Below are 20,350 nucleotides of genomic sequence, written 5' to 3' on the forward strand. Positions count from 1 at the left end.
AAAGTGGGACGCACTCGAAAGAACGCGTCCCACTTTTTGGTTGGCCTCGGGAGGTGAGCTCAAGCCAGAACTGGCATTTCCTGTGTCTTCCAATCGATACGACGCTCCAGCGCGTTGCCTTCGCCGTCAAAGAGGTGGCAGTCCGCGCCGTTGATCGCGACCGAGACGGGCTGCTCCACCGCGACCGGTGCCGAGCCCGGAAGTAGGGCGCACCACTGCTGACCGGAGGAGAGTGTTGAATAGGAAATCGTATTGATGCCGAGCCGCTCGATGACGGTTGGCACCGTGGTGATGGTCATGTCGCCAGTGCCGAGGCTCAAATGTTCCGGGCGAATACCAAGTGTCAGTGTATCGCCGGCACGAACCTGTCCGCGCGCGACCGGCACCGTCAGCTGCTTACCTTCGTAAGCGATGGTCACGCCGGTGTCGGAAGCTTCCACACAGGTTACGGGCAGGAGGTTCATCTTGGGATTGCCGATGAAGCCTGCGACGAAGAGATTGTCCGGCTTGTGATAAAGCTGAAGCGGCGAACCCACCTGGGCGATGCTGCCGGCATTGAGGACGACAATGCGGTCGGCCATGGTCATGGCTTCCACCTGGTCGTGGGTGACGTAGATCATCGTCGCTTTTAACTGGCGGTGAAGCTTGGTGAGTTCGATGCGCATGTCTGAGCGGAGTGCTGCATCAAGGTTGGACAACGGTTCATCGAACAGGAAGATCTTCGGTTCGCGGACAATGGCGCGGCCAATGGCAACGCGCTGGCGCTGGCCGCCCGACAACATGCCGGGGCGCTGTTCCAGGCGATGCTCGAGTTGGAGGATCTTGGCAACCGCGTGGACCTTCTCGCGGAGTTTGTCTTCCGCCATCTTTTCCACACGCAGCGGAAAGGCGATGTTTTCGAAGACGGTCATGTGGGGGTAGAGGGCATAGGACTGGAAGACCATGGCAATGCCACGCTCGACCGGCGGCTTGTCGTTGACGCGGATGCCGTCGATGACGATGTCGCCATCACTGATCGATTCCAGGCCTGCAATCATGCGCAGCAGCGTTGATTTTCCGCAGCCGGAGGGGCCGACGAAAACGACGAATTCTCCGTGCGGAACATTGAGTTGCACGCCTTTGAGAACTTCAAAGTCGCCGTAGAACTTTTTAACGTTGTTGAGATGAAGCTGACCCACGATCGTCTCCAGAGGGCCGTTTGCATTCTATGCATCCGGCAGCGCTGTTTGGTGTACTGCAAGGCTCTATCATGCCTGCAGTGGTGTCGAAGGGGGCGATTGAAACCACGCCCCCTTCGGTTCGATCTTACTTGTACTGCTCGAGTTCGCCCGACGCCTTCTTCAGCGCGGCTTCAGGTTCAGTCTTGCCGGTGACGACAGACTGGACCATCTCGATCATGGTGTTCTGGAAGCCCTTGTAGTCGGTGAAGAGCGGCTCAGGACCACCATAGGTGATGCCTTCGATCAAAGGCTTCCAGTACGGATCCTTTGCGACGAACTCGTCGACCTTCGGAGAAGGACGCAGCGGTGTCAGACCGGCATCGCCCTGTAGCTCGTACTCGCCCTGCGGACCAGGAGAGGTGATGAACTTGGCAAATTCGATCGCCTTGTCTTCAACGCCCGAACCCTTGAAGATAGCAAGGCTGTCGGTGATGAGGAGCGTGCCCGGACCCTTGGCCGATGGGCCGAGCGGGAGCGTTGCGATGCCCCAGTTGATGCCGGTCTTCTGCAGACGCGAAGCGGCACCAGAACCAGCCTGGATCATGCCGACCTTGCCGTCGAGGAAGATCGCGCGGATTTCGTTCTGCTCGTAAGCCGTTGCGCCTTCGACGGAGTAAGGGGTGATGTCCTTGTAAGCCTTCAGAGCCGCCAGCACTTCAGGGCTGTCCATGACGATCTTGTCGCCATCGATGACCTTGCCGTTGTTGGTGTACACCCAGTGCATGAACTGGTGCATTGTGTTGTCGAAGGTCTTTGCAGGCAGGCCGTAACCGGCAACGCCGGTCTTTTCCTTGATCTGCTTGGCGAAGGCGATTTCTTCAGCCCAGGTCTTCGGTGGCGTTTCAGGATCGAGACCCGCCTTCTTGAACAGGTCCTTGTTCCAGTAGAGAGCCTTGGTGGAGAAGGCGATCGGAACGCCCCACTGCTCGCCGTCAACCGTAACCGTATCGACGATGTGCGGGTAGTAGGACTTCTTTTCTTCGTCCGTCATCGGGACCGGAACGATCATGTCGTTTTCAGAGAATTGCTTCAGCGTGCGCGAGCCGACATAAGCCATAGCGGCTGGGGAGCCGGATGCAGCAAGCGTCGTTGCCTTGTCCTGGCACTGTTCCCAGCCCACGACTTCCGGCTTGACGGTCCAGCCTGCGTTCTTGCCTTCCCATTCCTTGATGTATTTTTCATGGATCGGGTCGATCTTGTCGCCGCAATAGATCCAGGAAATTTCCTTGTCGGCGGCGTGCGCGGACATGGCGCCCAGTGCCGTGGAAGCAGCAAGGCTCAGCGCGTAGAGGGTAAACTTGAATTTGGTATTCACGGTCAGTCTCCCATTCTCTGGTGGTTGTCTTATTGTTTCACCGCGCCCGCGGTCAGGCCGCTGACGAGATAGCGTTGCAGGAAGAAGATCACGATCATTGCCGGCGCAATGCCGACGAAACTTGCGGCCATGAGTTCGTTCCAGATGACCTCCTGGCGGCCGAAATAGGCAAACAGACCGACCGGTAGAGGCATATATTCAGATTTCGAGTTGAAGGTCAGCGCGTAGATGAACTGCTGCGCATATGAGCCGATAAAGGTTGTGATCGCCACGACTACGATGCCAGGCATCGCAATCGGGATGATGACGCGGCGCAGCGTGTAGAAATAGCCGGCGCCATCGACATAGGCCGCTTCATCCAGCTCGCGCGGAATGCGCATCATATAGGTCCGCAGCAGCCAGATGGCGGACGGGATGAGAAAGGCCACACCGGGCACGATCATCGCGAGATAGGTGTTGAGAACGCCGATCGAGCGCATAAGGCGGAAGAGCGGGATCAGCAGGACGGCGCCTGAGAACATGTTGACGGCGAGGAAGGCGCCAAGCAAAAGACCGCTGCCGCGAAATTCGAAACGGGCAAAGGCATATGCGGCAGGAATGACCAGCGCCAGTACGACTGCCGTAACGATCCCCGAGATAAAGAACGAGTTGAAGATGTAGCGGGCAAAGCCCGGTACGCTGACCCACATCGTCCGGTAGGCTTCGAATGAGCCGTTTTCAGGCCAGAAGCGGTAGGGGGAGGAGAAGAGTTGGCTGAGCGGCTTCAGCGAAACCAGAAAGCCCTCGACGAATGGCGACAGCACGAAAATCAAGAACAGCGTGATGCCGCAATAGATGGCGAGGATTTCGTACCATTTGTAACGGTTGATCAGTGCGGGAGGAGGTGTCATCGCTTGTCTCCGGCGGATAGCTTGCTGACAATGCGGAAGTAGGCAATGCAGAAGATGGACAGGAAGATGCAGATCAACACGGCGCGCGCGGCACCTTCACCATACTTATAAGAACCGATCGCAGTCTTATACGTATCGATGATCATCGTCGTCGTTTCGCCGTTCGGGCCACCGCGCGTCAGAATCCAGATGATGTCGAAAGAATTGAATGTCGAAATCAACGACAGCATCGACATGGTGATCATGGACGGAACGAGAAGCGGGAGCGTAATGCGGCGGAAGCGATAGAAGCGGCCGGCACCGTCCACCCATGCTGCCTCGTAGAGATCCTGTGGAACCGCCTGCATGGCGGCAAGGAGATAGAGCGTCACCATCGGCACGCCGATCCACACGTCGGTGATCACGGTTGCCCAGAATGCGGTGGAGCCCTGCGCCAGAAATGCAATCGGTCCATCGACCAGGCCGGTGCGCTGGAGCATGCCGGAGATCATCCCGAACTGACCATTATACATCCAGCCCCACATGAAGATGCCAATCGCCATTGGGACGATCCATGGCGGCATGGTCAGGATGCGGAAAATCGCACGACCAGGTACCGCGGCGTTCAACATGGTGGCACCGAAGGTGCCGATAATCATCTTGATGGCGACAGAGAAAAACGTCCAGATGAAGGTGCGGATAATGACTTCCGCGAACGTGGCGTTGAAAATCTTGTCGTAGTTGGTCCAGCCGACCCAATTGGTGGTCTTCTTCAGCGATGCATCGGTGAAGGAGAGGATGAAGGTATCGACCAGCGGGTAGGCTACGACTGCAAGAACGTAGAGAAGGGCTGGCGCCAAAAGCAGCCACGCGAAGAAAACGGCGCTTCGTCTGGTGTCCATGATCACCCTTTCATCAGGCGGAGCGCTTTTGCGCGTCTTCAGTGCCGTGAAGGCAGGCGTCGTATTTCGCCCAGACGGGTGCCAGATCGACGACCTTGCGGCCAGCGCGTGCCTCGTCCATAGCGATTGCCAGGATACCTGCTTCGATCGCGTCGAGCGCCGAGACTGGAAGGGCCGCACCTGTTGTGACGTGAGCGAAGACGTCGGCCGCCATCTGCTCGTCGGCGCCGTAATGGTGCGACTTTACCGATGGCGCCTGATAGGTATTACCGATCAGCTTGGCGCTGTCGTGGGCCCGGTGAACGTCGAGGAAGCCGCGAACGAAATCGCCTTCCGCCATGCCCTTTGCGCCAACCACACAGAAACGACGGAACTCGTCCGGAACGTTGAGGTTCGTATGGAAGGCGAGCGACGCACCGTTTTCGTATTCGACGATCGCGGTCTGGAAGTCGATGATGTCGCCATCGCTGTCGAACACCTTGTCGGCGCCCATCCAGCCGCTCGGCTTGCGAAAGTAGACATCGAGATCGTTGACGCCGCTATTCTGCGGAGCGTTTGTTGGCACGAAGCTGCGACGTCCGCCGAAGCTCGAAACATAGCGGGGACGCACGCCCATCACGCCGTTATAGAGGTCGAGATCGTGGCAGCACTTTTCCAGCATGAAGCCGCCGGCGTACTTGTCGTACCGGCGCCAGTCGCGCATGAAAAATGCGCCGTGATAGGGAGCGATATGCTCAGAGGCTTCGATCGAGGCGATATCGCCGAGGAGCCCTTGTGCCTGCGCCTGGCGCAGATCGCGATAAAGCGGGGAGTAGCGAAGGACGAGACCGACCATCAGGCGGTCCTGGCCATACTGGTTCAAGAGCCTCGCAAGTTCGAAGCTTTCTTCGATGGTTGTGACGATCGGCTTTTCGGTGAAGACCTTTAAGCCTGCTTCCAGGCCGATGCGTATATGTTCCAGATGGAAGGTATTGGGAGAACCGATCATGAGAAGATCGAAGGTTTCCTTCGCAATCATCTCCTCGGGCGTTTCGTAAGCGCGGCCGGCCGAAATGTTTTCGGCTTCCAGCTGCTTCATGCCTGCTGGCTCGGGGTCGACATGAGCGACGATCTCAAAATCAGGATCGATTTCCGTAAAGGCCTGGCCAAGGTAGCCGAGGCGGAATCCGAGTCCGATTATTGCGACTTTCATGGCTTTGCAGCTCCCCTTTTCGTAATTTATTTTCGTAGCCTGTTGCAAATTTCCCGTATGGTCAACCGGAAAAACCGCGAACGAAGGTGGCTATGAAAATAATTTTCACCCATTGAATTATCTTGTTGGTCTCCCGCCTTTTGGGGCGCGAGCGATGAACGTCTAAACACTGGAGTCTTGGGCATTTCCCCTCGCCAGCCACTTTCGGTTCACCGCAGGCCAGTCGTCGTTGTTAATAACTAATACCAAAAAAATACCTTCTGTCTACAGTAGAACAAAAATTTCTTGTAATGACGCTATGGAATATATGTTCGGCGTTGAAATCGTTCGTATTTTCTCGATTTTCGATTGATTGGTTTGGCATATTGCCAATGTGGCGTTGTATTGGTATCTGTTTTGGTATGGTGTGCGGGAGACGCCATTTCCGCCATAGGTGGTGACATCTCCCCTTACGCAGATCGGAGAGGCGCAATGGACGGTGTTTTGCCGTTTGGTGAATTGCAGGCATTACGGGGCGGGCCGCTTTATCAGAAGTTGCGTCGTCTGATCGAGGATGCCGTGTCCACCGGCCGGCTGAAGCACGGGGATGCGCTTCCGGCTGAACGCGATATTGCCGATGCCGCAGCCATCAGTCGCGTGACTGTCCGCAAGGCCATCGATGAGTTGGTGGAGCAGGGCATCCTGGTGCGTCGGCATGGTTCTGGCACCTTTGTCGCTAAGCCAGTGCCGAAGATGCAGCAACCCCTGACGCGGCTGACCTCATTTACCGAGGATATGCGGCGCCGCGGAATGGTGGCTGGATCGCGCTGGATTGAACGCGGACTTAAATTCCCAACGCCGGAAGAAACCATGATGCTCGGCCTGTCTGGCGGTGCGCGCGTGGCGCGCATCCTGCGTTTGCGCACTGCCGACGATATGCCGATTGCGCTCGAACGCACCAGCCTTCCAGACGATATTCTCCCCGAACCGGAGCGTGTCGAGGACTCTCTCTATCTCGAGCTTGCCAGCCGCGACATTCGTCCGGTTCGTGCAAATCAGAGAATCTCGGCCGTGCTGCTGCGCGGTGACGAAAGCGAGTTGCTCGAGGTTCCGCTTGGCTCCGCCGCGCTTTCGGTGCAGCGCATCGCCTATCTCAATACGGGGCGCGTGATGGAAGTTTCCACCGCGCTTTATCGCAGCGACGCTTACGATCTCGTCGCAGAACTCACGATCGGCGCCTGATCAAACCCTAGAGGCCATACTGATGACGACAATGATGCGACGCGAAATCGACGAAATCCCCCAAGCGGTGGCTCGGCTACTGGACGCGGGAAAAGACGATATTGCGCGGGCAGGAAGCGCTCTCGCCGACCGTGATCCAGCGGTCGTGGTGACAGTCGCACGTGGCTCTTCGGACCATGCTGCCTATTTTCTGAAATATGCCATAGAGTTGGAACTCGGTCTGCCGGTCGCGTCTCTTGGTCCGTCGCTTGCCTCGATCTACAAGGCGCCATTGCGCCTGGAGCGGGCTGCGGCTTTCGCGGTATCGCAGTCGGGTGCAAGCCCGGATATCGTCTCAATGCTCGAAGGCGCAAAAGCGGGCGGCGCGTTGACTGTTTCTCTCGTTAACACGACACCGTCCCCTCTCGCCGATACGGCCTCGATCGCGCTCAATATTCAGGCCGGACCGGAAATCGCGGTTGCTGCCACGAAGTCCTACGTCAATTCGATCGTTGCCGGATTGGCAGTTCTCGGCGCGTGGAGTGGTTCCGATCCGTTGAAAGAGGCCGTGGCAGCGTTGCCGGATCACCTGGAGAAGGCGCTGACGCTCGATTGGAGTGCGCTGGTGGAGCCACTGGTCAAGGCTGAATCGCTTTACATGCTTGGCCGTGGCCCTGCGCTTGCCATTGCAACGGAAGCGGCATTGAAGTGCAAGGAAACCTGTGAACTGCATGCGGAAGCCTATTCCTCTGCCGAGGTGCTGCACGGTCCGGTTTCGCTGGTCGCTGAGAGCTTCCCGGTCATTGCCTTTGCAGCGCGTGATAAGGCGGAAGCGTCAATTGCCGAAACGGCATCTGGTCTCGTCAGAAAGAATGCCAATGTCTATCTGACATCTGACAAGGGTAAGGGGGCCACTGTCCTTCCGTTCGTGGAGACGGGTCACCCGCTGACCGATGCCTTGGCGTTGATTGTTCCCTACTACGGCATGGTCGAAGCGCTGTCGCGTGCGCGTGGATTCGACCCAGACAAGCCGGCAGCCCTCAAGAAGGTCACGGAAACACGATGAGTGGTTCATTCGCGCTATGTGGCGGCCGTATTTTCGATGGAACCGTCTTTCTCGACAGCCACGCGCTGGTCGTCAAGAATGGTCGTATTGATGCCATTGTAGCGGACGTAGATTTATCGTCTTCTGTCGAGCGGCGGGATGTGGCCGGTAGCCTCATCGTTCCGGGGTTCATCGATCTTCAGGTCAACGGCGGCGGTGGGGTGTTGCTAAACAACCAGCCTGACCTCGACGGCATTCGCACGATCTGCTCCGCTCATGCTGCGTACGGCACGACGGCCCTCCTACCGACTTTAATTACCGACACGATCGATATTCGAACCAAAGCTGTGGCAGCCGGCGTTGCGGCATTCGCGGAAAAGGTGCCCGGCTATCTCGGTCTCCATCTGGAAGGCCCGCATCTGTCGGTCGCCCGAAAAGGGACCCATGACCCTTCGCTGATCCGCCCGCTTGAGAGTGACGATCTGCATTTCCTTGTGGAGAAAGCCGGTCATTTTGGTGAGGCCCTGATTACGCTTGCGCCTGAAAGTGTCTCGCCCGCCGATGTGACCACACTTGTTGAAGCCGGATATGTCATCAGCCTCGGTCATACCAATGCGAAGGCGCGTGACATTCTGCCCTACGTTTCGGCCGGCGCGTCGATGGTCACGCATCTCTTCAATGCGATGAGCCAGATGGAGAACCGCGAGCCGGGTCTGGTTGGCGTTGCTCTTGCCAATGGCCGCTTGTCCTGCGGGCTGATAGCCGACGGTTTTCATGTCGATCCGATCGTCATGCAGGTTGCGCTGGCCGCCAAGCAGGGACCGGGGCGGATATTCCTGGTGACCGACGCCATGTCGACGATCGGCACCGATCAGCAGGGCTTTCTTCTGAACGATCGTGAAGTGTTCCGTCGCGGCGGTCGTCTGACACTTGCCGATGGCACACTCGCTGGCGCCGATATCGACATGCTATCCTGCGTGCGCTTTGCCCATGAGCATATCGGTTTGCCTTTGACGGAAGCGCTGAACATGGCCTCACTTCACCCTGCTGAGGCAATCGGGTGTGCCACCAAGGGCACTCTGGCCGCCGGGATGGACGCCGATGTGCTGGTGCTGAAAGACGATCTTACCTTGATGGCGACGTACATCGCTGGCGCCTGCGTCTTTGGTGAGGATTTTTCGAAAGGGGCCGGCGCTTGATCGTCTGTTTCGATATTGGCGGCACCGCCATTAAGGGCGCTGGCGCATGGGCTGTGGATGACATCCGCCCGGTCGCGCGGCGGCAAACCCCCATCCGCGATTTCGATGCTTTCGTAGACGTGTTGAAATCCGTGATTGAAGAAATCGGAGAAAAGCCGGACTGCATCGCGCTGTCCATTGCCGGCGTTATCGACCCTGACACGAACCGCGCCAATATCGCCAACATACCCTGCGCGCACGGACGGCTGCTGCAAGCAGATCTCGAGGCAGCGCTCAAGCTTCCTGTGTTGATTGCGAATGATGCGGACTGTTGCGCGCTTGCGGAATATGGCGCAGGCGCAGGGCGCGGACATCGTGTCGTCTTCGGGGCCATTCTCGGAACCGGAGTTGGGGGCGGCCTCGTCGTGGATGGCAAACTGATCAACAGCGCCGGTGGTTTTGCCGGAGAGTGGGGTCACGGTCCGGTCGCTGCAACGCGTGCTGGAAATCCGCCTGTGGACCTGCCACGTTTTGCCTGCGGTTGCGGCCTGGACGGATGCGTCGATGCTATTGGTAGCGCCCGCGGCATGGAGAAACTGCACCGTCAGCTGACTGGCGCCGAGATGAAGGCGGAAGAGATTCTGGATGCCTGGCAGGCTGGTGATAAAAAGGCCAGCCGGACGATCGACATCTATACCGACATCGTTTCGGCCCCCCTATCGCTCGTCATCAATATGACTGGCGCGACCATCGTTCCCGTCGGTGGAGGGCTTTCTAATTCGCTGCCATTGATCGAGGCACTGGATCGAGCCGTACGAGGCAGAATTCTGCGTAAATTCCAAAGGCCGCTCGTTGTGCAGGCTGAATGTGCCATAGAGCCTGGTCTCGTGGGTGCGGCGGTGCTGGGATTGGCATTTGCTTCGAGCCAATAACAGATCGCGCGCTACACGCTCTATAATCTTCCTATGCCGTAACGGTGGCCGCGTGAGGCCTGGTGATGATGTTGTCTCCAACCCAGCGTGCCGCAGGCTCGATCCCGCCGAGAGGGAAGAGATGGAGTTGCGATATCAACGACGTTGGATTGTCCTCGACGTAGGCGGTAAGCGCATCTACCATGTCGGTCGGCTCATAAGGCATCAACAGTCGCGTCACATCCAAAGCGCGCTTTTGCAGCACCTTCAATGATGGGCCGACGCCGCAGGATATGGCGAACTTGATCAGAGTCTGAAGTTTTGCAGGGCCTGCAATTCCCACATGGATTGGAAGGGTGATGCCCGCCTGAGCAATTCGCTCCGCCCAAGTTGTGATCACCTTGGGTTCGAAGCCGAATTGCGTAACGATCGCCATGTCGCAAGCCGTGAGGTTCGCGAAGTCCGATTTCCATTTCAACGCGGTGTCGACGTTGCGGGTCGTGCCGTCCGGGTCGATGTCGCGGCTGCCCTCCGGGTGACCGGCTACGTGGAGGCGTTTAAACCCATATCGGTCGAACAGGCCGCTTTCCAGCAATTGGACCGAGCTTTCGATCGAGCCGGCGGGGCGTGTCTCTCCACCGCCCAGCAAAAGAGCTTCAGTGACATCCGCTTCATGACGATAGAGTTCTATCCAACGCTCCAGAGTGGTGAAGTCAGGAATGCTGCGTGCAGGGAAATGGGGCATGACAGCAAATCCGTCCTGGCGCAGCCGCTTTGCCGTGGCGACCATGTCAAGGATGGACGTGCCAGCGATATGCGCAATATAGACCCGCGTTCCAGGCGGCAGAAGCTTGGGAAAGTCACTGATCTTGGCAGCGGTCTTCGGCGTCACCTCGATGGAGTAGGGATCGAGCAGAGTGTTGGGACACTTTGCACCAGCTCCGCTCTTGTTCTTCGCTCTGTCGGTGAATTTCAGTATTGCCATATCCCGATTGTCTTCCTGCCTGCTAAGCGCCGGTTTTAGGCCCACAGCGACCTTCGAGCCAGATCTACGACGGAACGGGCTGATCTGCGCTCATCCATCCGTTTGCTCTTTTTTATCCATTTCATCGAATCGCGCTGAAGGATGTGAGGATATCTTTACTCTCTTGCTGAACAGTGGTGCTCCAAACTGCGACGTAACGAGACGCTAGAAGATAAATTCCTCCTGATTTCTCTTTCACAAGAGGCCAAAGTGAGAGCCAGATGCTCTTGAGCACGCACAGTGCGGATCATTTTGAGGCAGATGCGCCAGCACGGCCGGCCAGAGTTGTCTGGTACCAGTCGTTGTTCTGGAAGATCACCGTGTCTCTCGTGTCCAGCGTCGTGCTTGCCTACCTTGTTGGGGCCGCTGTCGGCTGGGTCATGGTCGAGAGAGACTCGCTTGACCAGTGGCGTCGCGAGGCAGAACTGAACGCTCAGGTGACGAGTTCTGCGATCCGAACCATCTATACCTTTATCTCGATCGACAGCGACAATAGCGGTCAGATCGTCAAGATCACCAGCGAACGACCTCTGGGTGACGATGCCTCCATTCTGGATACGGGATTCAATCCCGGAGACGTGCTGGCGCTTGCCGCTGCTCAGACCAAGAACAATGTCTGGATCTTTCAAAAAGACCCTGCCGGGCTGACATTTACCAGTTCAGCCGATGCGCTTGGGGAGGTGGAGAATATCCCACTGACTTTGCCTAAAGGCACAGCGTTAAACGGCTTTTACGTCGGTTTTGCCGAGCTTGGTACCGTGCGGCATTTTATTGCTTTCGTTCCGGTGGTCGATCAGAAGGGTAAGCTGCAGGGCGCGGTCGTTACGACGATCGGCGAAGCCTCCGAGCTTCTTGAGACGCAGACCAAGCTTCTGCAGAACTCGCTGGCACTCCTCATCACCATTCTGCTCGTAACCGGTGGCGTCGTTGCGCTTTTGATGCGCAAGGTATTCATGCCGGTACCGGCATTGATCGACGCGCTGACCAAGATCGCCCATGATGACACAGCCTCTGTCACGCCCTTTCAGCACCGCAATGATGAGATCGGTCGCGTTGCAGTCGCGATCGAGAAGGTGCGCGAAGCCGTGGTCGAGCGGGAGAACCTGCGCCAGATTCGCGATGTGGCAAAACAGATGGAGCATCTTGCCCATCACGATCCGCTGACGGGACTGCCCAACCGCGCCTTTTTCAGCAAGCGGTTGAACGGTGAGATTGTCGAGCTGGCAAATGGCCATCGCTTCAACCTCATGCTTCTTGATCTCGATCGCTTCAAGGCGGTCAATGACGTTTTGGGACATGCCAGTGGCGATGCGCTTCTCATGTCCTTTGCAGAGCGCCTGCTGCAACTGATCGGACCACAGGATATGGTCGCCCGTCTTGGCGGTGACGAATTCGCGATCCTGCAGATCGTTCGAAAAAACGCCGTGCGTGAAGCAAGCCGTCTGGCAAGGGCCATCATCGCCTCGGCATCGCGTCCTTTCATGTTGCTTGGCAAAGAGGCCTACATCGGCGCGAGCGTCGGCATTTCGATCGCGCCGATCCACGGTCACGACATGTCCGAGTTGCTCAAACATGCGGACGTGGCGCTCTATTGCGCGAAATCCGAGGGACGGGGGAATTTCCGCTTTTTTGAACACGGCATGGAAATGTCGAAGGAGCAGGATTACGAACTGCAGCAAGATCTTGACCTCGCGGTCCAGCGGGGTGAATTGGTGCTGCAGTACCAGCCGATTTTCTGTTTCTCCGATCCTATGCCAGTGGCTTACGAGGCGCTGGTGCGCTGGCAGCATCCGGTTCGCGGCTGGGTGACGCCTGACGATTTCATACCGCTCGCTGAAAAAACGGGCCAGATCTGTGCCATCGGCGACTGGGTGTTGAAGCGTGCTTGCCAGGACGCCATGCGATTGCCGAATGATGCAACCGTGGCCGTCAATATCTCTGCTATCGAACTTCAGCAGGGTGACCTTGTGGCGAAGGTGAAAAGCGCCTTGAGCGAAAGCGGCCTACCGCCTTCGCGGCTTGAGATCGAGTTGACGGAAACGGTTCTTCTTTCGGGAACCGAGGCTATCGCGTGTCTACAGGACATCCGCGCGCTTGGCGTCAGGATCGCGCTTGACGACTTTGGCACCGGCTATTCGAGCCTCGCTTATTTGACCAAGCTGCCGATCGGCAAGATCAAGATTGATCGCAGCTTTATTGCCGAAGTGATGACCAACGTGCAGAGCCTCGCAATCATTCAGGGTCTGATCCACATCGCTGCGGGACTTGGGTTAAAAACGACGGCAGAAGGCGTGGAAACGCACGAGCAACTTTCGCTGCTGCGTGCAGCCGGATGCGATCTGTTACAGGGCTATCATCTTGGTCGCCCCATGACGCTTGCAGATATCGAGAGCCAGTATCGTTCTGCACCTCAGAAGATGGTGCACCGCTAGGAGTAGAGACTTGAAGCATATTTCTCTTTGCCTCCGTCGCCTCACGCGGCCCTCGGTTATTTCCACTTTGTTGGCCGCAGTTGTAGTGGCCCCCTTGCTCACTCTGTCTGCCGCGGCTGAGGACCTAGAGAGTCCCACGCTCGACAAAATCATGCGTACGAAGACAATCACCATCGGGCACCGGCAGGATGAACTGCCGTTTTCCTATGTGACCCCAGATGGCGTCGTGCGCGGTTACTCCATCGAAATCTGCCAAAGAATTGCCGACCACGTTCGAGAAGCGCTAAAGCTCGATGCGCTGAAGATCGATTATGTTCTAGCGACGCCTGCAACCCGTTTCGTGCTGGTAAAATCGGGCAAGATCGACATGGAGTGCAGCGCGACTACCAACAATGCCGAGCGACGAGAGCAAGTGGCCTTCTCCTATCCGCACTTCATCACCGCTACCCGCTTCGTGGCGAAAAAATCGAGCGGGTTGAACAGCATCAAGGATCTTGCCGGCAGGACGGTGGCATCGACGACAGGGACCGTCAACATCGAGCAATTGCAAAACGTCAACAGACAAGAGAAGCTGAATATCTCAGTGCTCATCACCAAGGTGAACTCCGAAGCGTTCACGATGGTGGAAAGCAATCGCGCCTCCGCCTTCGTGATGGATGACGTTCTTCTGGCCGCGCATGTGGCTTTTTCAGCTTCACCCGGGGATTATACTATCTCGAAGGATACATTTGGTCCGCCTGAGCCTTATGGTATCCTTTTGCCGAAGGGGGATGTTGCGTTCAAGACCCTGGTGAATGACGCTCTCTTCAAGATGTTTACGAGTGGAGAGATCGAGACGATCTATAACAGGTGGTTCATGTCGCCCCTGCCGCCGGACGGGCGCAATTTCAATTTGCCGCTGTCGCCTGAGTTGAAGGCCGCGTTCCAGGAGCCAAAGGAGTATCTGCAATGAGAATGCACGTATTCTATTGCCTACTGCTTGTATTTAGCGCGTTCATCTCGATTGAAGCCAAGGCGCAGGACAAGATTTTCGACACACCGACTCTCGATCGAATTGCTGAGACCGGCAAGATCAGGATCGGCTACGGGTCGACTGCTCCCTTCTCGTTTCTCAATGCGGACGGCCAAGTTCTCGGCTACTCGATCGACCTTTGCCGTGCTGTGGTGGAAAAATTGAAGCAGCGTTTGAAGGTGCAATCCATCGACGTGGAATTCGTACCGCGCACACCCAGCAACCGCGTACAGCTCCTGAACGATGGAACGATGGATATCGAGTGCAACGCCAGCACCAATACGGCGGAGAGGCGAAAGAGTGTGGCCTTCTCTTACAGTCACTTTTACGGCGTAACGCGCTATGTGTCGCTGCGCAAAAACGGATTCAAGACGCTGGATGATCTCAAAGGGCGTTCGGTGAGCGTTGCGCTCGGCACGGTCAACGTCAATGAGATCAATGATATCAGCCGCAAACGAAAATTGAATATCTCAGCGGTGCCTGTCGACAGCCTTCAGGCTGCTTTCGATATGGTAACGGAAGGTCGCGTGGCCGCCTTTGCCATGGATGAAGTGTTGCTGAAGACAATGATCGCCCGCACGCAGAACCCATCCGATTATGTTCTTTCGGAGCAACAGGTCACTCAGGTCCAGCCGCTGGGCTTTATGATGCGGCTGAACGACACGTCTTTCATCGCGGCAGTCAATGAAGCGCTCAGCGAAATCTACCAGACGGAAGCCATGAGGGACATCTACAAACGCTGGTTCGAGGCGCCAATGCCGGGGCTGAACATCGATCTCGCTTTGCCGATGAACCCATGGCTGATTGAGGCTATGAGGAACCCCAAAGCGATACAGTGATTAGGATCAAGGGCGTACCGTGAGCCCTTTGTTTTCGGCCTTGGATTGCTAGGTTGCCAGCCGTTTCGATTGTGCACGTCTACAGCGCAGAGCCGCAGTTGCTCTGCTTTCTTTCATATCTCTTATAAAAGTTCCTGTCTCCGCGACCTGAATTTTTCAGGAACCATTGCCGGAGGGGCACGTTCGATTGGCAGGAAACGCGCCGTGTCAAACGGACGTGATGGTGCCGGAGAACATCGAGATTTTTCCGTTTTCTCTCGATGGCCAACGAATAGGCAGACGAGCTTCTTATCCATCCGGCCGTTTCCGCCCAATCTGCCAAAACGATTTGGCTGCCAAGGAGGTTTTACGTGGAAAAGACCGAAACGCGAAAGCTTGCGGAAGAATACATGCTCCTCGGCGGCACACGCCAGGTCATGATCGACGACAACAAGACATTTGTTCGCCAGTACGACCATGAGCCGGAGGAAGCCGAACGCTTCTGGCAGGAGCGCATCGCGACCCTCGACAAAGAGAGGATCGCCGATGTGGAGTTCTTTTTGCCGTCTGTGAATTCAGACGTTGAATCCGAATAAGCCATCCCCACAAGAAGATAGACCAGGAAGGAAACAGCCATGACTGCCATCAACTCTGCAAAGATCGTCATCCTCGCGACCGACGGCTATGAGCGCTCGGAACTTCGCGTCCCCTATGAAGAGCTGAAAAGCAAGGGTGCCGACGTCAAGATCGCCTCTATCAAGGACGGCGAAATCAAGAGCTGGGACGAAAAGGACTGGGGCGATAGCGTCAAGGTCGACCTGCTTGCCAAAGACGTTCGCATCGAAGACTTCGATGCTCTTGTGCTTCCTGGTGGCCAGATCAACCCGGATGTCCTGCGTACCAACGATGATGCAATGCGCGTCGTCAAGGAATTCGTCAAGTCCGGTAAGGTCGTGGCTGCCATTTGCCATGCCCCGTGGCTTCTGGTGGAAGCCGATGCGGTTCGCGGCCGTGAGGTGACGTCCTATGGATCGATCAAGACCGATGTGAAGAATGCCGGCGGGATCTGGAAGGACGAGAAGGTCGTGTGCGACAAGGGCATCGTGACCTCTCGCAACCCAGACGATCTGGAAGCCTTTGTGGCCAAGATCGTGGAGGAGGTCGAAGAAGGTCGCCACGAGCGCCACGCAGCATAAGCTAATTTTCATAGCTAGAAGACCAATGAGAGGCTGGTACGCTGCGGGCGCGCCAGCCTTTTTGTTTGCACGCTTCCTGAGTTCTGAAAGAATGTCAGGATGAGCAGATGCAGGTCGATGTGACACAGCGACTCGCGAAGCAGCGAAACCCCGACACGCCGTATTCTGCCATATTTCTGCCTTTTTTAAGCCACGCTTCCGTCGCGAAAACGTTTCAGGACTGGCGAGAGATTAATTTTTGCCAACAAAAACGGTTTATTTTTAATTATTTTATATGTGCGGTGCCATAATTTTGCTGCGCCGCATATAAGAAATATTACATTGATCTTATTTGAAGAAGTCGCCTGCACGTGCCTTCACTCCCAGGCAAAGCGAGTAAACCAGAAGAACAGTTCCAATATACACTGCCCATTAATACATGCGAACGCCGATCATGCGCGAAATGCATGACGCTTCGCAGTCGTTGTTCCTTTTATAGGCGTTCGCCAATAGTCTAAGCGAACATGATGTGAGGAATTTGGAAGGGGCAGTTTTAGGATGCCGGGTAACGTTGCCTCACAAAAAATTCAAAAGCACCAAATTCCGACCACAGACTTCATGTCTCATGATGACTGCATGACGCGCCCAACGGGTACCGACCTATCGCAAAACATAAATGGAGTTTCTCTCTATGAAGTCCGCGACTCGATCGGCTGTTTCGCCGCTTAGTGGTTCTGAAGAGTCTGATGTGAGCTTTCCTATCGGGGGCATTCTGAAACGCAGTTTCGATGTTTCCTCGGCACTGCTTGCACTTCTTGTCCTCAGCCCGATCTTTCTGATGATCGTGGTCTTGGTCAAATTATCCGACAAGGGACCTGCTTTTTACGGCCACCGCCGTATCGGCCATAATGGCCGTACATTTGCTTGCCTGAAATTCCGCACGATGGTCGTGAACGGAGATGAGGTACTGAAACAATATCTGGCTTCCGACCCGCAAGCTGCGGAAGAATGGCGCCAGACCAGAAAACTAAAGAATGATCCGCGTGTCACAGCTGTCGGAAGCGTTCTTCGCAAGCTGAGCCTCGATGAACTGCCCCAGCTCATCAACATCATTCGAGGGGAAATGAGTGTGGTAGGCCCTCGTCCGGTCGTGGACGAAGAGCTCAACTACTATGAAAGTGCCGCGCGCTACTATCTCAGCACGCGTCCTGGTCTCACTGGTCTCTGGCAGATTAGCGGTCGTAACGACGTTTCCTACAAGGAGCGCGTGGATTATGACACGCAATATGTCCAGAACTGGTCGATGATGAAGGACATTTCCATCATCATGAAAACCGTGCCCGCTGTCTGCATGTCCCGCGGCAGCTATTGAAGCCAGAATAGATACTCGGCATGCCGCAGGACTCCCACCTGTGCCATGCCTTGCAGCTGCGACCGGACTAGCACCGGTCGCGCATTCACTTTTCAAGGCATCAACATGGAGTTTTACATGGTTGGCACTGCCGACGAAGCCCTCCCCAAAACATGGCGCAAACGTACTGCCTTCGCAGTTGCCGCGGCGCTGTTGCTCACCAGTCCGCTAAGCGCGCTTGCTCAGGATGGGCAATACCGCCTTGGAACCGCTGACAAGCTTCGCATCCGCGTGGCCGAATGGCAGCCGGCTGACGGTACCATTCGCAACTGGGATGTGATCAACGGCGATTATTCCGTCGGCCCCTCCGGCACATTGTCACTGCCATTCATCGGCCAATTAAATGTGGCCGGAAAGACCGCAGGAGAAGTTGGTGAGGCGATCGGAACGGAGCTTCAGAGCAAGTTCGCGCTGCGTAATCTTCCATCGGCTTCCGTCGAAGTCGCTCAGTTCCGCCCCGTTTTCCTGACGGGCGACGTGCAAACACCAGGTGAATATCCCTACGCACCGAATATGACGGTTCTGAAGGCTGTTAGCCTGGCAGGCGGTCTGCGCCGTTCCGATGCAGGGCAGCGTTTCGCTCGTGACTTCATCAATGCCCGAGGCGACGCTGCTGTTTACGACGACCAGCGCGGCCGTCTTTTGGCACGTCAGGCACGATTGCTTGCGGAAGTCAGCGGTTCCCAGGAGATCAAGAAGACGCCGGAAATGGAAAAGGTTGTCAATATCGACGCTCTCTTGGAAAGCGAAAGCGCTTTGATGAAGTCTCGCACCGAGCGCTATACGCTTCAGCTGAAGGCGTTGAAGGATTTGCGCGAGCTTCTGGATTCCGAAGTCGAGTCGCTTCGCAAGAAGTCAGAAAGCCAGCAACGGCAGTTGCAATTGGCCAATGAAGATAAGGAAAAGGTCAACCGCCTCAACGAGCAGGGGCTTGCGCTCGCTCAGCGGCGGATTTCGGCGGAGGAACGCGCTGCAGAGGTCGAGGCATCGCTTCTCGATATCGACACCAATGCTCTGCGCGCAAAGCAGGATATCAACAAGGCAATCCAGGACGAAATCAACCTGAGAAACGACTGGGACGCGCAGCGGTCCAAGGAGTTGCAGGACACGCAAGCCGAATTGCAAAAGCTGAACCTGCAGCTCTCTACAAGCCGCGAACTCATGTCGGAGGCCCTGGCGCAGTCTGCGGAAGCCTTGCGTTTCGATCCGTCCGGCAAGTCTGCCTCGATTTCCTATGTGGTCGTTCGCGAGAACGATGGACAATCGAAGGAAATCCAGGTCGACGAAACCACGGCTCTTCAGCCTGGCGACGTGATCAAGGTGTCCTCGGAAGTGCTGATGCAGTGAGGCTGCGATGCGGATTGCGAAATCGGCACTGATCGATCCTGACAGAAACGGATTTTACGGAACGGCGGCGGTGGCGCTGTCCTTCTTCGTCTTCGCCTACTCGTCCAAGTTTGGCCAGATATCGATCCTTGCCTATTACGCCGTTTGGTTGCCGCTGGTCGTGGTCGATTATCGCCGGGTGCTGGGCAATTATGCCCGCTACTTCTGGATTTTTGCCTTCGGCATTCTGGCGGTGTTGTCGAGCTTCTGGTCTGACGCCATGTCCGTCAGCCTGCGCGCCTCCATCCAGTACATGACGCATATCGTCTGTGCGCTGATTGCCATGCGGATCATCTCGATCCGCACACTGACACGCGGCGCGTTGATCGGTATCACCGTTGTGCTGCTCTACTCGCTGCTCTTCGGGACGTATCTTTTCGATGCGCTAGATGGCACCACGAGCTTTGTCGGCGCCTTTTCGTCCAAGAACCAGTTGGGCTTCTATGCCTCGCTTGGCGTTCTCTTTGCTTCAGCCTCGGTGCTCGTCCTGCGCCAACGGGGTTTGTGGTTGCCGATCGCCGGCGTCGCCGGATTGATCTCGGCCTACAGCCTGCTTGCATCCCAATCGGCGACATCCGCCATCACCACCGCCGCCGTCGTTCTCATGATGGCCGGTCTGCTGCCTCTTTGGATATTGTCTCCCGGCAACAGGAAGATGCTGTTTTTCGCCGCTGTCGGTCTTGGCGGTCTGTTCGTCGTGGCAGCGCTGCAGTTCGGCCTCTTCGACGCGATCCTCGGTGTGTTCGGCAAGGACACCACGCTGACCGGGCGTACCTATCTTTGGCAGCAGGGTATCGAGGCGGCCAAGCGGGCCCCCATTTTCGGTGTCGGTTATCAGGGCTTCTGGGTGCCGGGCTTTTCAGATGCGGAACGCCTCTGGGACGATTTCTTCATTACCGGTCGTAGCGGCTTCCATTTCCACAATACCTATATAGAGGTGGTGGTGGAGAACGGCTTCGTCGGCCTCATTTTACTGGCGATCTTGCTTTACGGCACGTTGCTGGGTCACTTGCGCTCGATCCTGATGCGCAATCAGGATCCCCAGGCGCTGATCCTGTTCTCGCTTTGCGCCCTTTTCGTCGTCCGTTCCTTCGTCGAGATCGACATCATCTTCCCATACCAGATCGGCTCTTTCCTGCTGTTTTATGCCGCTGGCAAGCTCTGCCTGCCGCGGCGGGTGCCGATGGCTGCATCACCCTTCGTCGCAGGTATCCAGGTACAGCCAGTGGCGGGCAGATGAAGAATCTTCTCGTCTCTCCA

18 protein-coding genes are annotated in these 20,350 nt (G+C 56.5%); 12 read left to right on the forward strand and 6 right to left on the reverse strand.

Going from position 1 to position 20,350, the window contains the following annotated elements; translation table 11 throughout:
* Nucleotides 1-59 precede the first annotated feature (59 nt).
* From WKI41_RS01150 to WKI41_RS01170, 5 genes are all read right to left on the reverse strand, one after another.
* A complete protein-coding gene (locus WKI41_RS01150; RefSeq protein WP_340191700.1) occupies nt 60-1,178 on the reverse strand; it encodes a sn-glycerol-3-phosphate ABC transporter ATP-binding protein UgpC in 1,119 nt (372 codons plus the stop codon).
* Between the two features lie 127 nt (nt 1,179-1,305).
* The gene (locus tag WKI41_RS01155; protein ID WP_340192290.1) at nt 1,306-2,469 is read right to left on the reverse strand and encodes an ABC transporter substrate-binding protein; all 1,164 of its coding nucleotides are present in this window, start codon (nt 2,467-2,469) and stop codon (nt 1,306-1,308) included.
* A gap of 95 nt (nt 2,470-2,564) precedes the next feature.
* The gene (locus WKI41_RS01160) at nt 2,565-3,425 is read right to left on the reverse strand and encodes a carbohydrate ABC transporter permease (RefSeq protein ID WP_340191701.1); all 861 of its coding nucleotides are present in this window, start codon (nt 3,423-3,425) and stop codon (nt 2,565-2,567) included.
* Nucleotides 3,422-4,306, reverse strand: coding sequence for a carbohydrate ABC transporter permease (locus tag WKI41_RS01165; RefSeq protein WP_340191702.1), 885 nt, complete (start codon nt 4,304-4,306; stop codon nt 3,422-3,424). Before WKI41_RS01165 ends, WKI41_RS01160 begins: the two co-directional genes overlap by 4 nt.
* 13 nt (nt 4,307-4,319) lie before the next feature.
* Nucleotides 4,320-5,498, reverse strand: a complete 1,179-nt coding sequence (locus tag WKI41_RS01170) for a Gfo/Idh/MocA family protein (protein ID WP_340191703.1) — start codon at nt 5,496-5,498, stop codon at nt 4,320-4,322.
* A gap of 471 nt (nt 5,499-5,969) precedes the next feature.
* On the opposite strand from WKI41_RS01170, the gene WKI41_RS01175 reads away from it, so the two are divergent.
* The 4 genes from WKI41_RS01175 to WKI41_RS01190 are packed head-to-tail and all read left to right on the forward strand — an operon-like array spanning nt 5,970 to nt 9,853.
* Nucleotides 5,970-6,719: a GntR family transcriptional regulator gene (locus tag WKI41_RS01175; RefSeq protein ID WP_340191704.1), complete on the forward strand. Its 750-nt coding sequence runs from the start codon at nt 5,970-5,972 to the stop codon at nt 6,717-6,719.
* Nucleotides 6,720-6,741: 22 nt separating this feature from the next.
* Nucleotides 6,742-7,764 carry an SIS domain-containing protein gene (locus WKI41_RS01180; protein ID WP_340191705.1) on the forward strand — a complete coding sequence of 341 codons (1,023 nt, stop codon included), beginning with the start codon at nt 6,742-6,744 and terminating at the stop codon, nt 7,762-7,764.
* Nucleotides 7,761-8,942, forward strand: a complete 1,182-nt coding sequence (gene nagA / locus WKI41_RS01185) for an N-acetylglucosamine-6-phosphate deacetylase (protein WP_340191706.1) — start codon at nt 7,761-7,763, stop codon at nt 8,940-8,942. Before WKI41_RS01180 ends, nagA begins: the two co-directional genes overlap by 4 nt.
* A complete protein-coding gene (locus tag WKI41_RS01190) occupies nt 8,939-9,853 on the forward strand; it encodes an ROK family protein (RefSeq protein WP_340191707.1) in 915 nt (304 codons plus the stop codon). The genes nagA and WKI41_RS01190 overlap by 4 nt, the downstream gene beginning before the upstream one ends.
* Nucleotides 9,854-9,884: 31 nt before the next feature.
* On the opposite strand, the gene WKI41_RS01195 is transcribed toward WKI41_RS01190, so the two are convergent.
* Entirely contained in the window at nt 9,885-10,817 is a 933-nt protein-coding gene (locus WKI41_RS01195) for a methylenetetrahydrofolate reductase (RefSeq protein WP_340191708.1), read from the reverse strand.
* Nucleotides 10,818-11,077: 260 nt separating this feature from the next.
* Between WKI41_RS01195 and WKI41_RS01200 the strand changes: the two genes are divergently transcribed.
* The 8 genes from WKI41_RS01200 (at nt 11,078) to WKI41_RS01235 (ending at nt 20,330) form a co-directional block, all read left to right on the forward strand.
* Nucleotides 11,078-13,288: an EAL domain-containing protein gene (locus tag WKI41_RS01200; RefSeq protein ID WP_340191709.1), complete on the forward strand. Its 2,211-nt coding sequence runs from the start codon at nt 11,078-11,080 to the stop codon at nt 13,286-13,288.
* A gap of 151 nt (nt 13,289-13,439) precedes the next feature.
* Nucleotides 13,440-14,240: an amino acid ABC transporter substrate-binding protein gene (locus WKI41_RS01205; protein ID WP_340191710.1), complete on the forward strand. Its 801-nt coding sequence runs from the start codon at nt 13,440-13,442 to the stop codon at nt 14,238-14,240.
* Nucleotides 14,237-15,139, forward strand: a complete 903-nt coding sequence (locus WKI41_RS01210; RefSeq protein WP_340191711.1) for an amino acid ABC transporter substrate-binding protein — start codon at nt 14,237-14,239, stop codon at nt 15,137-15,139. The genes WKI41_RS01205 and WKI41_RS01210 overlap by 4 nt, the downstream gene beginning before the upstream one ends.
* Nucleotides 15,140-15,489: 350 nt before the next feature.
* Nucleotides 15,490-15,714 carry a hypothetical protein gene (locus tag WKI41_RS01215; RefSeq protein ID WP_340191712.1) on the forward strand — a complete coding sequence of 75 codons (225 nt, stop codon included), beginning with the start codon at nt 15,490-15,492 and terminating at the stop codon, nt 15,712-15,714.
* 39 nt (nt 15,715-15,753) lie between these two features.
* Nucleotides 15,754-16,314, forward strand: a complete 561-nt coding sequence (locus WKI41_RS01220) for a DJ-1/PfpI/YhbO family deglycase/protease (RefSeq protein WP_340191713.1) — start codon at nt 15,754-15,756, stop codon at nt 16,312-16,314.
* Nucleotides 16,315-16,984: 670 nt separating this feature from the next.
* Entirely contained in the window at nt 16,985-17,665 is a 681-nt protein-coding gene (locus tag WKI41_RS01225; RefSeq protein ID WP_340191714.1) for a sugar transferase, read from the forward strand.
* 117 nt (nt 17,666-17,782) lie between these two features.
* Nucleotides 17,783-19,051: a polysaccharide biosynthesis/export family protein gene (locus tag WKI41_RS01230; protein ID WP_340191715.1), complete on the forward strand. Its 1,269-nt coding sequence runs from the start codon at nt 17,783-17,785 to the stop codon at nt 19,049-19,051.
* A gap of 7 nt (nt 19,052-19,058) precedes the next feature.
* Nucleotides 19,059-20,330, forward strand: coding sequence for an O-antigen ligase family protein (locus WKI41_RS01235; protein ID WP_340191716.1), 1,272 nt, complete (start codon nt 19,059-19,061; stop codon nt 20,328-20,330).
* The last annotated feature ends 20 nt before the right edge of the window (nt 20,331-20,350 follow it).

Source organism: Agrobacterium larrymoorei, from assembly GCF_037722385.1.
Lineage (GTDB): Bacteria > Pseudomonadota > Alphaproteobacteria > Rhizobiales > Rhizobiaceae > Agrobacterium > Agrobacterium larrymoorei_C.

Coding starts and splice junctions, on each gene's coding strand:
- nagA (WP_340191706.1), top strand. CDS start 7,761: ATGAGTGGTTCATTCGCGCTATGTGGCGGCCGTATTTTCGATGGAACC.
- WKI41_RS01235 (WP_340191716.1), top strand. CDS start 19,059: ATGCGGATTGCGAAATCGGCACTGATCGATCCTGACAGAAACGGATTT.
- WKI41_RS01165 (WP_340191702.1), bottom strand. CDS start 4,306: ATGGACACCAGACGAAGCGCCGTTTTCTTCGCGTGGCTGCTTTTGGCG.
- WKI41_RS01200 (WP_340191709.1), top strand. CDS start 11,078: ATGCTCTTGAGCACGCACAGTGCGGATCATTTTGAGGCAGATGCGCCA.
- WKI41_RS01210 (WP_340191711.1), top strand. CDS start 14,237: ATGAGAATGCACGTATTCTATTGCCTACTGCTTGTATTTAGCGCGTTC.
- WKI41_RS01170 (WP_340191703.1), bottom strand. CDS start 5,498: ATGAAAGTCGCAATAATCGGACTCGGATTCCGCCTCGGCTACCTTGGC.
- WKI41_RS01180 (WP_340191705.1), top strand. CDS start 6,742: ATGACGACAATGATGCGACGCGAAATCGACGAAATCCCCCAAGCGGTG.
- WKI41_RS01225 (WP_340191714.1), top strand. CDS start 16,985: ATGAAGTCCGCGACTCGATCGGCTGTTTCGCCGCTTAGTGGTTCTGAA.
- WKI41_RS01175 (WP_340191704.1), top strand. CDS start 5,970: ATGGACGGTGTTTTGCCGTTTGGTGAATTGCAGGCATTACGGGGCGGG.
- WKI41_RS01160 (WP_340191701.1), bottom strand. CDS start 3,425: ATGACACCTCCTCCCGCACTGATCAACCGTTACAAATGGTACGAAATC.
- WKI41_RS01195 (WP_340191708.1), bottom strand. CDS start 10,817: ATGGCAATACTGAAATTCACCGACAGAGCGAAGAACAAGAGCGGAGCT.
- WKI41_RS01205 (WP_340191710.1), top strand. CDS start 13,440: ATGCGTACGAAGACAATCACCATCGGGCACCGGCAGGATGAACTGCCG.
- WKI41_RS01155 (WP_340192290.1), bottom strand. CDS start 2,469: ATGTCCGCGCACGCCGCCGACAAGGAAATTTCCTGGATCTATTGCGGC.
- WKI41_RS01220 (WP_340191713.1), top strand. CDS start 15,754: ATGACTGCCATCAACTCTGCAAAGATCGTCATCCTCGCGACCGACGGC.
- WKI41_RS01230 (WP_340191715.1), top strand. CDS start 17,783: ATGGTTGGCACTGCCGACGAAGCCCTCCCCAAAACATGGCGCAAACGT.